At 72.1% G+C, this 12,464-nt stretch carries 12 protein-coding genes; 8 read left to right on the forward strand and 4 right to left on the reverse strand.

What is annotated here, in order from left to right; all coding sequences use genetic code 11:
* Nucleotides 1-4: 4 nt before the first annotated feature.
* A complete protein-coding gene (locus AB0P24_RS41950; RefSeq protein WP_365803661.1) occupies nucleotides 5-1,246 on the reverse strand; it encodes a cytochrome P450 in 1,242 nt (413 codons plus the stop codon).
* Between the two features lie 293 nt (nucleotides 1,247-1,539).
* Between AB0P24_RS41950 and AB0P24_RS41955 the strand changes: the two genes are divergently transcribed.
* Nucleotides 1,540-2,172 (forward strand): LysE family transporter, encoded by a 633-nt coding sequence (locus AB0P24_RS41955; RefSeq protein WP_365803663.1) that lies wholly within the window; start codon nucleotides 1,540-1,542, stop codon nucleotides 2,170-2,172.
* Between the two features lie 121 nt (nucleotides 2,173-2,293).
* Nucleotides 2,294-2,734, forward strand: coding sequence for a nitroreductase family deazaflavin-dependent oxidoreductase (locus tag AB0P24_RS41960; protein WP_365803666.1), 441 nt, complete (start codon nucleotides 2,294-2,296; stop codon nucleotides 2,732-2,734).
* A gap of 105 nt (nucleotides 2,735-2,839) precedes the next feature.
* Here the strand turns inward: AB0P24_RS41960 and AB0P24_RS41965 are convergent, their stop codons facing one another.
* Entirely contained in the window at nucleotides 2,840-3,811 is a 972-nt protein-coding gene (locus AB0P24_RS41965) for a cation diffusion facilitator family transporter (protein ID WP_365803668.1), read from the reverse strand.
* 197 nt (nucleotides 3,812-4,008) lie between these two features.
* On the opposite strand from AB0P24_RS41965, the gene AB0P24_RS41970 reads away from it, so the two are divergent.
* Together AB0P24_RS41970 and AB0P24_RS41975 are read left to right on the forward strand one after the other, a co-directional pair.
* Entirely contained in the window at nucleotides 4,009-5,025 is a 1,017-nt protein-coding gene (locus AB0P24_RS41970; RefSeq protein WP_365803670.1) for a glutathione S-transferase C-terminal domain-containing protein, read from the forward strand.
* A 16-nt stretch (nucleotides 5,026-5,041) separates the two neighbouring features.
* A complete protein-coding gene (locus AB0P24_RS41975; RefSeq protein ID WP_365803672.1) occupies nucleotides 5,042-5,347 on the forward strand; it encodes a DUF4235 domain-containing protein in 306 nt (101 codons plus the stop codon).
* 6 nt (nucleotides 5,348-5,353) lie between these two features.
* On the opposite strand, the gene AB0P24_RS41980 is transcribed toward AB0P24_RS41975, so the two are convergent.
* Complete coding sequence (locus tag AB0P24_RS41980) at nucleotides 5,354-5,746, reverse strand: VOC family protein (protein WP_365803674.1); 393 nt, start codon at nucleotides 5,744-5,746, stop codon at nucleotides 5,354-5,356.
* 52 nt (nucleotides 5,747-5,798) lie between these two features.
* Nucleotides 5,799-6,527, reverse strand: a complete 729-nt coding sequence (locus tag AB0P24_RS41985; RefSeq protein ID WP_365803676.1) for a helix-turn-helix domain-containing protein — start codon at nucleotides 6,525-6,527, stop codon at nucleotides 5,799-5,801.
* Between the two features lie 127 nt (nucleotides 6,528-6,654).
* On the opposite strand from AB0P24_RS41985, the gene AB0P24_RS41990 reads away from it, so the two are divergent.
* From AB0P24_RS41990 to AB0P24_RS42005, 4 genes are all read left to right on the forward strand, one after another.
* The gene (locus AB0P24_RS41990) at nucleotides 6,655-8,148 is read left to right on the forward strand and encodes an APC family permease (protein WP_365803678.1); all 1,494 of its coding nucleotides are present in this window, start codon (nucleotides 6,655-6,657) and stop codon (nucleotides 8,146-8,148) included.
* A 12-nt stretch (nucleotides 8,149-8,160) separates the two neighbouring features.
* Complete coding sequence (locus AB0P24_RS41995; RefSeq protein ID WP_365803680.1) at nucleotides 8,161-9,795, forward strand: amidohydrolase; 1,635 nt, start codon at nucleotides 8,161-8,163, stop codon at nucleotides 9,793-9,795.
* A gap of 177 nt (nucleotides 9,796-9,972) precedes the next feature.
* Nucleotides 9,973-10,143 carry a hypothetical protein gene (locus AB0P24_RS42000; RefSeq protein WP_365803682.1) on the forward strand — a complete coding sequence of 57 codons (171 nt, stop codon included), beginning with the start codon at nucleotides 9,973-9,975 and terminating at the stop codon, nucleotides 10,141-10,143.
* Between the two features lie 292 nt (nucleotides 10,144-10,435).
* The gene (locus tag AB0P24_RS42005) at nucleotides 10,436-12,166 is read left to right on the forward strand and encodes a hypothetical protein (RefSeq protein WP_365803684.1); all 1,731 of its coding nucleotides are present in this window, start codon (nucleotides 10,436-10,438) and stop codon (nucleotides 12,164-12,166) included.
* The last annotated feature ends 298 nt before the right edge of the window (nucleotides 12,167-12,464 follow it).

Raw genomic sequence — 12,464 nt, forward strand, 5'->3', positions numbered from 1 at the left:
CCTCTTACCAGGTCACGGGGAGTTCCAGCATCCCCTGGATCGTGTCGCCGGGTTTGAAGGGAATCTCCTCCGGCGGTGCGGCGAGCCGCAGGTCCGGGAGCCGCTCCCACAGGGTGCGCAGGGCGATCTCCAGCTCGGTGCGGGCCAGGTTCTGGCCCAGGCACTGGTGGATGCCGAAGCCGAAGGCCACGTGGTGGCGGGCCGGGCGGTGCCAGTCGAGGGCGTCGGGGTCGTCGTACACGGACTCGTCGCGGTTGATGACCGAGGTCGCGAAGAGCACGCCGTCGCCCTTGCGGATGGTGGTGCCGGCCACCTCGATGTCCTCCAGGGCGACGCGCAGCAGCCCGTCGGCGATGGACAGCAGCCGCATCAGTTCCTCGACGGCGGCGGGCACCAGCGCGGGGTCGGCACGCAGTTCGGCGAGCCGCTCGGGCTGCTGGAGCAGGGTGAAGGTGCCGAGCGAGATCATGTTGGCGGTGGTCTCGTGCCCGGCGACCAGCAGGATGAGGGCGAGCGCGACGACCTCCCCGCGGTCCAGGGCACCCGCGCGCAGCCGTTCGTGGACGAGGTCGTCGAGGACGCCGTCGCCGGGCACCTCGTCCCGGCTCTTGCGGTCGGCCAGGTCGCCCAGATAGGCCTCCAGCCTCTCGCGCGCGTCCAGGGAGTCGGCGGGCTCCGGACCGCGCAGCAGCCGCCGGGACTGCGCCTCGAAGAACTCGTGGTCGGCGTAGGGCACGCCGAGCAGGTCGCAGATGACCATGGACGGCACGGGCAGCGCGAAGGAACTCACCAGGTCGGCGGGCGGTCCGGCGGCGATCATCCTGTCGAGCAGCTCGTCGACGATCCGCTGGATCGCCGGCCGCATCCCGGTCGCGCGTTTGAGGGTGAAGTCCGGGATCAGCATCCGGCGCTGGGTCTGGTGCTCGGGGTCGTCGAGGCCGAGCAGGGCGACCCGGCGGCGCTCCCGGGCGATCGCGAACCGGGCGTTCGGCATCGGGAAGTCCTCGCGCCGGCGGTCGCTGGAGAGCCGGGGGTCGGAGAGCAGCGCGCGGGCCGTGGCGTGGCCGGTGACCGCCCACGCGGTACGGCCGTCGTAGAGGGTGACACGGGACAGCTGGGCGCCGTCGCGCAGCGGGTCGTAGCCGGTGGGCGGGTGGTAGGGGCACGTGCGGTCCTGCGGCCACGCCACAGGATCGGCCGGGCGGACGGGAGCAGCGGGTTCCGTCAGGTCCGTCAGTTCGTTCATGGAAGACCTCGCAGACGAATGTCGTACGTCGTGCCGATCATCATTAGATGCCCTGGGCACCTATGGGACGACCGCAAGTTCGGCCACATCGGTGAATCCACCGATCTGACCTGATCGCATGCGGCCGGGGGACGATTCCGCGCCGAAATTCGCTTGCCGGTGCGGCGAGCCGGGCCACAGGATCTGCGCATGAACTCTCCTGACGCCGCTCTGCCGCTGACCACCGCGACCCTGCGTCGGGTGCGGGTCCAGCAGCAGCCGGGGCGCCCCCGGAGGCCCGAGCCCGCACGCGCGTGACGGCCACGCTCGTCGCCGGCCTGCTCGCCGGGTACGGGATCGCCGTCCCGGTCGGCGCGGTCGGCACGTATCTAGTGTCCCTCACGGCTCGCACGTCACTGCGGACCGGCGCCTGCGCCGCGCTCGGCGTGGCGACGGCCGACGGCCTGTACGCCCTGCTCGCGGCGGCCGGCGGCGCCGCGCTGGCGGTGGCGCTGCTGCCGGTGCTGGGGCCGCTGCGGCTGGTCTCGGCGCTGGTGCTGGTGGCGCTCGCCGTGCGCGGTGCGGCCCTCGCGCTGCGCCAGTTCCGGGAGCGGCGCCTAGCGGCCCGGGTCGAGCGGCCGGTACCCGGTCCCGGGCGGGCGTATCTCGGCCTCCTCGGGATCACGCTGCTCAATCCGACGACGGTGATCTACTTCGCGGCCCTGGTGGTCGGCACCCGTTCCGCCGAACCGGTACGACCGGTGGAGCAGGGTGTCTTCGTCCTCGCGGCCTTCGCCGCGTCCGCGAGCTGGCAGCTGCTGCTGGCGAGCGGCGGCGCGCTCCTCGGCAGGGCCCTGACCGGTCACCGGGGCCGCCTGGTCACGGCCCTGCTGTCGAGCTGCGTGATGCTGGGGCTGGCGGCGCGGATGGCGCTGCGGCCCGGCTGACGGCCGGTGCGCTCGCGGCGCGGGCGGCTTCCCGCCGGGTCCGGTGTCGCGCGGATGATCCGGGGCACTCCCGGTGTTGAATCGTGGTGTCAGTCATGGAAGCGACGAGGGGACGGACCGCATGCCTCTTGAGGGCGAGTACGAGCCCAGCCCGACCGCCTGGGTACGCGAACAGGTCGAGTTGTACGAGAGCTCGGGTGGGAAGGAGGGCACGACCCTGATGGACACGGGGTTGCCCGTGATCGTGTTGACCACCCTGGGTGTGAAGAGCGGGAAGATCCGCAAGACGCCGCTGATGCGGGTGGAGCACGACGGGAAGTACGCCGTGGTCGCCTCCCAGGGCGGTGCGCCCAAGCATCCCGTCTGGTATTTCAACATCACGTCGCACCCGCTCGTCGAGCTCCAGGACGGGCCGGTCAAGCAGGACATGACCGCCCGTGAGGTCACCGGTGCGGAGAAGGCCGAATGGTGGGAGCGGGCCGTCGCGGCGTATCCGCCGTACGCCGACTACCAGAAGAAGACCAGCCGGGAGATCCCGGTGTTCGTGCTGGAACCGAAGTAGGGGGAAGTGACGGTTCCGGGAATCCATTCCGGCCGGGGACCGTCGGAATTTAGAAAAATCTGTTTCCGGAAGGCATGAACCGGCACCGGGCCGGGCAGCCGAATGTCAGGCCCCGCCGCGTTCCCCCGTCGCGGCGGGGCTTTCCCGTGCCTCCCGCGCGGACCGGTCGGTCACGTCCAGGAAGATCTGCCCGGCCTCGGTGAACGTCTCGGCGAGCGCCCCCTTGATGCGCACCAGGACCTCCTCAACGTCCTCGCTGTCCAGGCCGGGCACCAGGTCGATCCGGGCCGCCACCATGGTGGTTTCGAAGCCCAGCCGCATCGTGAAGAGGGCCTCCACGCTGTCGATCTCGGGCTCCGCCGCGAGCTGCTCCCGGATCCTGTCGCTGAGCTCCGGATCCGCCGCCTCCCCGATCAGCTGGTCGCGCGCGTCGGCGCCCAGCCGGTAGGCGACGAACACCAGCAGGGCGCCGATCGCCAGCGAGGCCGACGCCTCCCAGACCACCTGACCGGTGACCATGTGCAGGGCCATGCCGACGATCGCGAGGCAGACGCCGAGCACGGCGGTACCGTCCTCGGCGATCACCGTCCGCAGTGCCGGGTCCCGCAGCCCCCGGTCCTCGCCGCGGGCCTGGTGCAGCGCCCGGAACAGGGACGCGCCCTCGGCGAGCAGGGCGACGCCCAGCACGATCAGGCCGGCCACATAGCCGCTGGCCTTCTCCTGCGCCCCGTCGCGCAGTGCCTCCACGCCCTGGAAGAAGGAGAAGCAGCCGCCCATGACGAAGATCCCGACGGCGGCGAGCAGCGCCCAGAAGAAGCGCTCCTTGCCGTAGCCGAAGGGATGCCGGGTGTCGGGCGGGCGGCGGCTGCGGCGCAGGGCGGCCAGCAGGAACACCTCGTTCAGGCTGTCGGCGACGGAGTGCGCGGCCTCCGACAGCAGCGCGGGCGAGCCGGCGACGACACCGCCGACGGCCTTGGCTAGGGCGATCACCAGATTGGCGGCGAGTGCCACCAACACGGTCAGGCGTGTCCTGTGGTCCGCCTTCGACTGGTCCGGGCGCTGCTGATCCGGGCTCATCTCCTGCGCGTTCTCCTCCTCCGCGTGTTCCCGCTCCGGGCGTTTCCGGTCCGCATGCTTCCGCGACGATGTCCGGCTCACGACCGCCGACTGCCCCGACGGAGGCTGATCACTCCGTGCGAAAGACGGAAACGGGGGAACGCATTGACCCAGGGGCCCCGGTCGACCGCGGGCGGCCCCTCGGCAAGGAGGACGCGATGAGCGGCGGCGACGGCAACAGCGCGCTGGGGCACCGGGCTTTCAGCCGGTCCCCGAGCCATTTCACGGACCGGATCACCGCGGACGGACGCGACGGCTGGCCGGTGGCGGCCGGACGGTACCGGCTGGTGGTCAGCCGCGCCTGTCCGTGGGCCGGCCGGGCGGTGATCTCCCGGCGGCTGCTCGGCCTGGAGGACGCCCTGTCGCTCGCCGTCACCGACCCGATCCAGGACGACCGCAGCTGGCGCTTCACCCTCGACCCCGACGGCCGTGACCCGGTGCTCGGCATCCGGTACCTCAGTGAGGCCTACGACCGCCGGGAGACCGGCTTTCCGGGCGGGGTGAGCGTGCCCGCGGTCGTGGACGTGCCGAGCGGGCAGCTGGTCACCAACGACTACCAGCGGCTGACCCTGGACCTGGCCACCGAGTGGACGGCACTGCACCGGGAAGGTGCGCCGGACCTGTACCCGGCACGGCATCGCGACGAGATCGACGTGGTGACGGCCGAGGTGTACGAGGACGTCAACAACGGGGTCTACCGGGCCGGGTTCGCGCACGAGCAGCAGCAGTACGAGGAGGCGTGCGCGGGGGTGTTCCGGCGGCTGGAGCTGCTCGCCGGCCGGCTGGCCGGGCAGCGCTATCTGGTCGGGGACACGATCACGGAGGCCGACATCCGGCTGTTCACCACGCTGGTGCGGTTCGACGCCGTCTACCACGGCCACTTCAAGTGCAACCGCTTCAAGCTCGCGGAGAACCCGGTGCTGTGGGCGTACGCCAGGGACCTCTACCAGACGCCGGGATTCGGTGACACCGTCGACTTCGACCACATCAAGCGGCACTACTACCAGGTCCACACCGGCATCAACCCGACCCGTATCGTGCCCCTCGGACCGGATCTCGCCGGGTGGCTGACGCCCCATCACCGGGAGGAGCTCGGCGGCCGGCCCTTCGGGGACGGGACGCCGCCCGGCCCGGTGCCGGCGGCCGAGGAGGTCCCGGCCGCGGGGCGGCCCTGACAACGCGGAGGAAGGCATGGCCAAGAGCACGAAGAAGCTGAAGCTCCCCCTCGTCTACGCGCCCCTGGGTTGGGTGCTGAGCTGGGCGGCCGGGGCGCTGGGCGCGCTGGTCTTCCGCCGGACCTGGATGGCGCTGCGCGGCGAGCAGGACGCGCCGGACGCCCTGGACCGGGACCGCGGCTGGGGCGAGGTACTGCTGGCCGCGGCGGTCCAGGGCGCGGTCTTCGCGGTGGTGCGCAGCGCCGTGGACCGCACCGGCGCGACGGCCATCGAGCGCTCCACCGGGGTCTGGCCGGTGCCCCAGAAGGGCGGCCGGGACTGAGCGGGTTCAGCCCTGCTTGGGTGCGGAGGGCGGCAGCAGGCGCAGGGTGAAGGAGTGTCCGGCCGGGTCGGCGTACCCGCGTTCCTCGTACGGCCCGGCCGGGTCCTTCGTCTCGATCGGCCGTCCGCCGAGGCCGACCACCCGCCGCTCGGCCTCGTCCAGGTCCTCGACGAGGAAGTCGAGATGGGCCTGGAGCGAGTTCTCGGGCCGCGGCCAGCTCGGCGGGGCCGCGTTGACGTCGCGCCGGAAGGCGATCCGGAAGCCGCCGGTGGCCCGGATCTCGACCAGGTTGGCCGAGGCCTCGCCGTCCTCGGCGTCCAGGAACTCCCGGTAGAACTGGGCGAGTTTCTCGGGCTCTGCGCAGTCGAGCACCACGACGGCCGCGGTCACCAGTGCCATGTTTCCTCCCTCGGAAGGTTCTCCCGGGCACGTCTGTCCCCGATCAGCGGATTCAGTCGCCCACCAGCCGCTTCCCGGCGCGCAACTGGCCCAGCCGGGCCTCGGCCGCGGTCAGCAGCAGGTCGAGGGCGGCCGGATAGGAGCTGTTCCGCATCGAGGCCACGAGATGGCGGGCGGTGGCCGCGATGTTGGGGTGGCTGGTGGCGGGCAGCCGGGCGTAGGTCGCCCGCCACACGTCCGCCTCGGCGTCCCGGGCGGGCTTGGGCAGGGCGGTGCTGGCGGAGTCGAGGGCGCCGTAGGCGAGGGCCTGGTCGACGAAGGCGTGGTAGACGCGGACCGCCTCGGCATCCGGGAAACCGGCGTTCCGCAGTATCCCGAGGATGGTCTCGACGGCCTGGATCTCGTATGTCCGCCCGGTCACCCGATGGGCGCTGAGCACCGCCGCCCGCGGGTGGGCGAGGGCGCCGGCGTGCATGCGCAGGCCGAGGTCGCGCAGGTCGGCGCGCCAGTCGCCGGTGGGCCGCCAGACGCGCAGAGTACGGCCGATCAGCTCGTCGGCGATGGCGAGCATCAGGTCGTCGGTGTGCCGGAAGTAGCGGTAGAGCGAGCTGGGGTCGGCGCCCAGGGCGCGGCCGAGGCGGCGCACGGACAGGGCGTCGGCGCCGTGCTCCTCGATCAGCCGCATCGCGGTCTCGACGATCAGTTCCCCGGAGAGGACCACGCCCTGTTTGGTGGGGCGCCGGCGCCGCCGGGCGGTGGCCGGGACGACACGTTCGCTCATGGGGTCTCCCTTCCTGGTGGCGCACCTTATGACAACACCGTTGACCTGTGAAGCGGACCGGCAGTTTCATGTCCCGTCACCGGGGCCGACCAGCCAGGCCCCCAGGTGCGAGCGGAGTGTGCCGGCCATGACCGAGCAGCCCTACACAGCGGACCCCCCTGGGTTGCGCAGATCCCTGGGCGTCCTCGACGGCGTCGCGGTCGCCGCGTCCAGTACGGCCGCCACCACCAGCATCGGCATCGGTCTGGGGGTGACGGCCGGGGTGGTCGGGCTGCACCTGCCGGCCATCATGCTGCTGGCGTTCCTGCCGGTCCTCGGCATCGCGGGTGCCTACGCGCGGCTGAACCGGGTGGAGCCGAACGCGGGCAACGGCTATGTGTGGGTGGGCCGTTCACTCAGTCCGTGGCTCGGCTTCATGGTCGGCTGGGTGAACATCGTGGCGACGGTGGCCTTCCTGGCGTACACCACGGCGGTCACGGGATCGGCGATGCTGCAACTGGCGGGTGAGGCCGGAGTGCACCGGCTCGGCTCGCTCGCCCTCGACCCGGGCTCGACGGCCCAGACCACGGCTGTCGGCATCGTCGTCCTGGTCGCCGTCACCGTCACCGCCGTGACCGGTATCCGCACCGCCGCCCGCCTGCAGACCGGGCTGCTGGTCTTCGAGTACGTGGTCCTGCTCGGGTTCTGCGGCTACGGCATCGTCACCGGCTCCCACCCCTTCAGGCTGAGCTGGTTCGACCCGTTCGCGATCCCGTCGGCCACCGCTCTCGCCCAGGGCCTGCTCCTTTCGGTGTTCTGCTACTGGGGTTTCGAGGCCGCGTTCAGCGTCAACGAGGAGGTCCGCGACCCCCGGGACGCCTCACGGGCCGGACTGATCACCCTGGTGACCATGCTGGGCCTGTTCCTGCTGGGTTCGGTGGCGTTCCAGCGCGTGCTCTCCGAGAAGGAGCTGGCCGGGCACGGGGCCGAGGGGCTGGCGTTCTTCGGCGACCGGCTGGCCGCGCAGCCGTGGGCCGCGCTGCCGCTGGTGGCGCTGATGTTCTCGGCGGTGGCCTCGCTCCAGGCCGGGGTGATCCCGACGGCCCGGGGCATGTTCGCGATGAGCCGGGACCGTACCCTCGGGCCGGTGTGGTCCAGGGTCAGTGCCCGGTACGGGACCCCGGCGGCCGGCACCCTGCTGATCGGCGCGCTGGCCGCGGCGGTCGCCGCGCTCGCCCTGGTGATCCCGCGGCTCGCCGACATGATCATGGCGACGGTGAACGCCGTCGGCATCGTCGTCGCCCTGTCGTACGCGCTCACCGCGCTCGCCGCCGCCGCGCGCTTTCGCCGGCTGCTGCGCGAGGACTGGCGGCAGGGCGTACGGGCCGTGGTGCTGCCGGCGCTGAGCGCGCTCGCCCTGCTGGGCCTCGGCGGCTATCTCGGCTGGTCCTTCTACACGTCCGCGGACCACTTCGAGGTCAGCGCGGACAACGGCTGGTTCCTGCTGGCCACCCCGCTGGCGATGATCGGGTCCGGGTTCGTCGCGGCCGGCTGGGCGAAGTACGTGCGCCGCTCGCCGTACTTCCGCACCGGCGAGGGCACGGACGCCGACGCACCCCAGCTGCTCACGATCCCCAACTGAGAAACAGGAAACATGCACGCAGATCTGCTCTTCACCGGCGGCCCCGTCCTCACCCCCGAGGGCCCGACGGCCGCTGCCGTCGCCGTCACCGGTGAGCGCATCACCGCCGTCGGCTCCGCCGGGGAGCTGCGGGAGCTCGCCGGACCGCGCACGGAGGTGGTCGACCTGGCCGGGCGGCTGCTGCTGCCCGGGTTCCAGGACGCGCACGTCCATCCGGTCCCGGCCGGCCTCGAACTGACCCAGTGCGATCTGACCGGGCCGCGGACCGCCGAGGAGACCGTGGCCGCCGTCCGCGCCTACGCCGGGGCGCATCCGGAGCGAGCCTGGATCCTGGGCGGCGGCTGGTCCATGGAGGCGTTCGAGGGCGGTACGCCGACGAAGGAGCTGCTGGACGCCGTCGTACCGGACCGGCCGGTGTATCTGCCCAACCGGGACCATCACGGGGCCTGGGTCAACAGCCGGGCGCTGGAGCTGGCCGGGATCGGCCGCGACACGCCCGACCCGGCCGACGGGCGGATCGACCGGGACGCCTCCGGCACGCCGAGCGGCACGCTCCAGGAGGGTGCGATGCAGCTGGTCGGCCGGCTCGCCCCGCCGGCCGCCCCGGCGGACCGGCTCGCGGCGCTGCTGCACGCCCAGCGGCACCTGCACGCGCTCGGCATCACGGCGTGGCAGGACGCGCTGGTCGGGGGGTTCCTCGGCATGGACGACCCGTCCGAGGCGTATCTCACGGCCGCCCGGGACGGTTCGCTGACCGCGCGGGTGGTCGGCGCGCTGTGGTGGGACCGGGAGCGGGGGGCCGAGCAGATACCCGAACTCGTGGCGAAGCGGGCCGCGTTGAGCCACGGCCGGTTCCGGGCGGGCACGGTGAAGCTGATGCTGGACGGGGTCGCCGAGAACGGCACGGCGGCGCTGCTCGACCCCTACCTGGACAAGTGCGGCTGTGCGACGCGCAATCGCGGTAAGAGCTTCCTCGATCCGCGACAACTTCCGCAGTACGTCGCCGCGTTGGACGCGCTCGGCTTCCAGTGCCACTTCCACGCGCTGGGCGACCGGGCGGTGCGGGACGCGCTGGACGCCGTCGAGGCGGCGCGGGCCGCCAATGGTCCCAGCGACACGCGGCCCCACCTGGCACATCTCCAGGTCGTGCACCCCGCCGACATACCGCGTTTCGCCCGGCTCGGCGCCACCGCCACCATCCAGGCGCTGTGGGCCGCGCACGAGCCGCAGATGGACGAGCTGACGATCCCGTTCCTGGGCCCGGAACGGGCCGGGCGGCAGTACCCGTTCGGGTCGCTGCTGCGCTCCGGGGCGCGGCTCGCGGGCGGCAGCGACTGGCCGGTGAGCAGCCCCGACCCCCTCCAGGGCATCCATGTCGCGGTGAACCGGGTCGAACCGGGCGGCGACGCGCCGGTGTTCCTGCCCGGGGAGCGGCTGGGGCTCGGCGACGCGATCAGGGCGTACACGGCCGGTTCCGCCTATGTGAACCACCTCGACGACACCGGGCGGGTGGCGGTCGGCGCGCTCGCGGATCTGGTGGTGCTGGACCGCGATCCGTTCACCGCTCCCCCGGAGCACATCGCGGACACACAGGTCGCGCACACATACGTCGGGGGCGCGCGAGTGTACTCGGCCGAGGAGGCATGAGCAGTAACACACGTCACGGCAGGGTCACGCGTAGATCATTTACGCTCTGGGCAGCCTCGTAACGCTTCAGGGCTCAACTTTCGAGCCACGAAGGCCAGTTCGAGTGCACGGGTGGCTGACAGGCCACCCGTCCGCAGGGCCGGGGGACTCTGCGCACTGTCGCCCGATAGGAGACACATGCCTCAGGACGTCATGTTCGGCCTGACCTTCGAGACCCCCGTCAGCGAGCATCCGCAGTTCGAGCGCGCCCGCCGGTCGCGCTGCCTGCCGCGGGCGGCCGCCCGCCCCGGATCCGCTGGTCGCGCCGTGCCTGAGGGGCCGCGAGTGCTCATCGGCCGACACGGCTGAGGCGGCGACGCGGGTGCCCGTCCTGTAGCAGGCGTGCTTCGACAAGGGCGGGCCGTTCATGGAAGGCCTGCGGCGTCGGGCGGCAGGTGGGCGACCTCGCTCCGTTCTTCGGCCGTCGACGCGGCAGCCGTGCCCTCGCGGTCGTCTCGCAGCCGGAACCGAGCCGGTCGCGTGCGTCCGGCTGTGCGGCGAGGCCGACGCCGCAGGGACAGCAGATTCCCCGGACACGACCGGCCGGCGCACCCCGGTCGGTCGATTCCGTTGCCAGGACCACAGCTCGAAGGAGACCGGTGTGACATCTCAAGGCGTAGGTGCCGTTCCGAAGGCGTCCGCCGACAGCCTGCTTCCGGCGGGGCCAAGCGCCCTGCTCCAGCCCGCCGAGGCGGGGAAGACCCTGGCCGGCCTCTTCGTGAAACGCGCCAACGGGCGCACGGAGCAGTACCGAGCCTGCCAGGACGCCGCTCAGCAACGGCTGGACGCACTCGGATCCCCCCACTCCGGCACCACGCTGCAGGTGGAGGGAGCTTTCCGTCTGCCGCAGCGCGCGCTTCTCCCGCCCGACGAGGAGGGCTACGCCAGGTTGCGGCACCTCGACTCCAGCCTGCGCCTGATCGAAGCGGCCTTCCCCCAGGTCAGCACCGACGCCGAGATCTGCCGGCTGACCTGCGCGATGCTGGAGGGGGCCTGGCGGAGCCGAGCACTCACCCCGCCGCGCGAGGAGGAGCGGACAACGGCCTGCGCCTGCCCGCTGTGCCGTCGGCTGCCCACGCCCCCCGCGCGCACGCTGGACGACTACCGTTGGCGGCACAGCGCCGGCCGGCCCCTCACCGTCAAGACCTGGCCGTACCGCCGGGAACTCGACAGCGTCCTGACCGGTGGATGGTCCTGGACCCGGCAGATGAACGACCTCGAACGAGACCTCGGCCACCGTCACCGATTCGAGGACGACATCCTCGTCTTCCACGAATACAAACGCGTGATCGACACCATCGACACCACGCGCCTCACCCAGCACGTGGAAGACCGCTTGGCCGAGAGTTTCAGCACCAACAGCGCACGGGCCCTGGTCTCCGGGCTCTTCGCCGCCCACAAGCGGTCCGTCGACGAGTACTGGCTCCGCCAGCACCACGCGGGCGGTGTCACGCTCCCGCAGACCAACCCGCTCGGCCAGAGCACCTACTCGGTCCTGCAGATGCTGGACTGCCTGTTCTGGCACGTCGCGCCCGACAGCGAACTCTGGCAGGAGGAGAACCTCGCCGCCCTGCTGCTGTGCCGCGTCATCGACGACATGGCCGACGTGCGGGCCGACGCCCTCACCGGGGAGATCAGCAACTTCTGGCTCGCCGAGATGCCCACCCACACCAAGGCCCTCTACGCCGCCTGTGCCATAGCCCTCGTGAAGTACGGCTGCATGCCCGAGGCGCACCGCCCGATGTGGAACACCTGGCTGATGACCACCACCATCGTCTGGATGGGGCTCACGGGCCGCCACGCCCTGTGGTTCGACGGCATCACCGAGGGCCTCCCCCCGGCCCACGGGTGCGCGCTGTGCGACCTGCAACCCAACGCTTGCACCGGCATCCTCACCGAGGGCACCACCCTCACCATCAGCCCGCGGCCCACCGTACCGGCACTCAGCCCCCGGACCGCCGAACTGTCCGCACGCTGCCGGGCCCAGTACCCCGGGACCTGGGCCCTCTTCGACGCCGAGCTCCACGCCTTCGAAGCGGTGCACGGCCCGTGGTACGGCAACATCGACAGCGCATGGGAGATCCTGCGCCGTACCTACATAGCCGCCGTGGAGGCGTCCAGCGCCGCACCGTCCCCGGCCCGTGCCCGTGAGGTCCAACAAGACGCCGGGGTGGTCGGATCCGAACGATTCCACACCCTGCACGACCCTCTGACCGGGCGGGAGGACACCGCCCTGCTCGCCTACATGTTCGGCTGCGCCCACCCGCATTTCCTCTGGAACGCCACGGGATACCGTCCCACGGGCGTGACAGGCGACTGGCTGGACGGCTGACGCCCCGACAGCGCCGTGGGTCAGGGTCTCGGCCACACCTGCGAACGGGAGCAGCCGCGGCCCTGTCGGCCGCGGCTGCTCGCGTGAGACCGCCAACGGCCGGCCTCGCCGGACGGGCCCGGCGGGGCTGTCCGGACGGCCTGCCTGCCGTGTGGGACGACGCCGCCGCCCGGTCGGGTGGGACCCCACCGGGCCGCCGCGCGTACGGACCGAAACAGGGGACTAGACCCGCAGGCTGTAGAGTACGGACAAACAAGTGGAAGCGGTCGAGGTGAGCGCCTACCGCGGCACGGCCAGG

It is taken from the genome of Streptomyces sp. NPDC086519 (genome assembly GCF_040686075.1).
Lineage (GTDB): Bacteria > Actinomycetota > Actinomycetes > Streptomycetales > Streptomycetaceae > Streptomyces > Streptomyces shenzhenensis.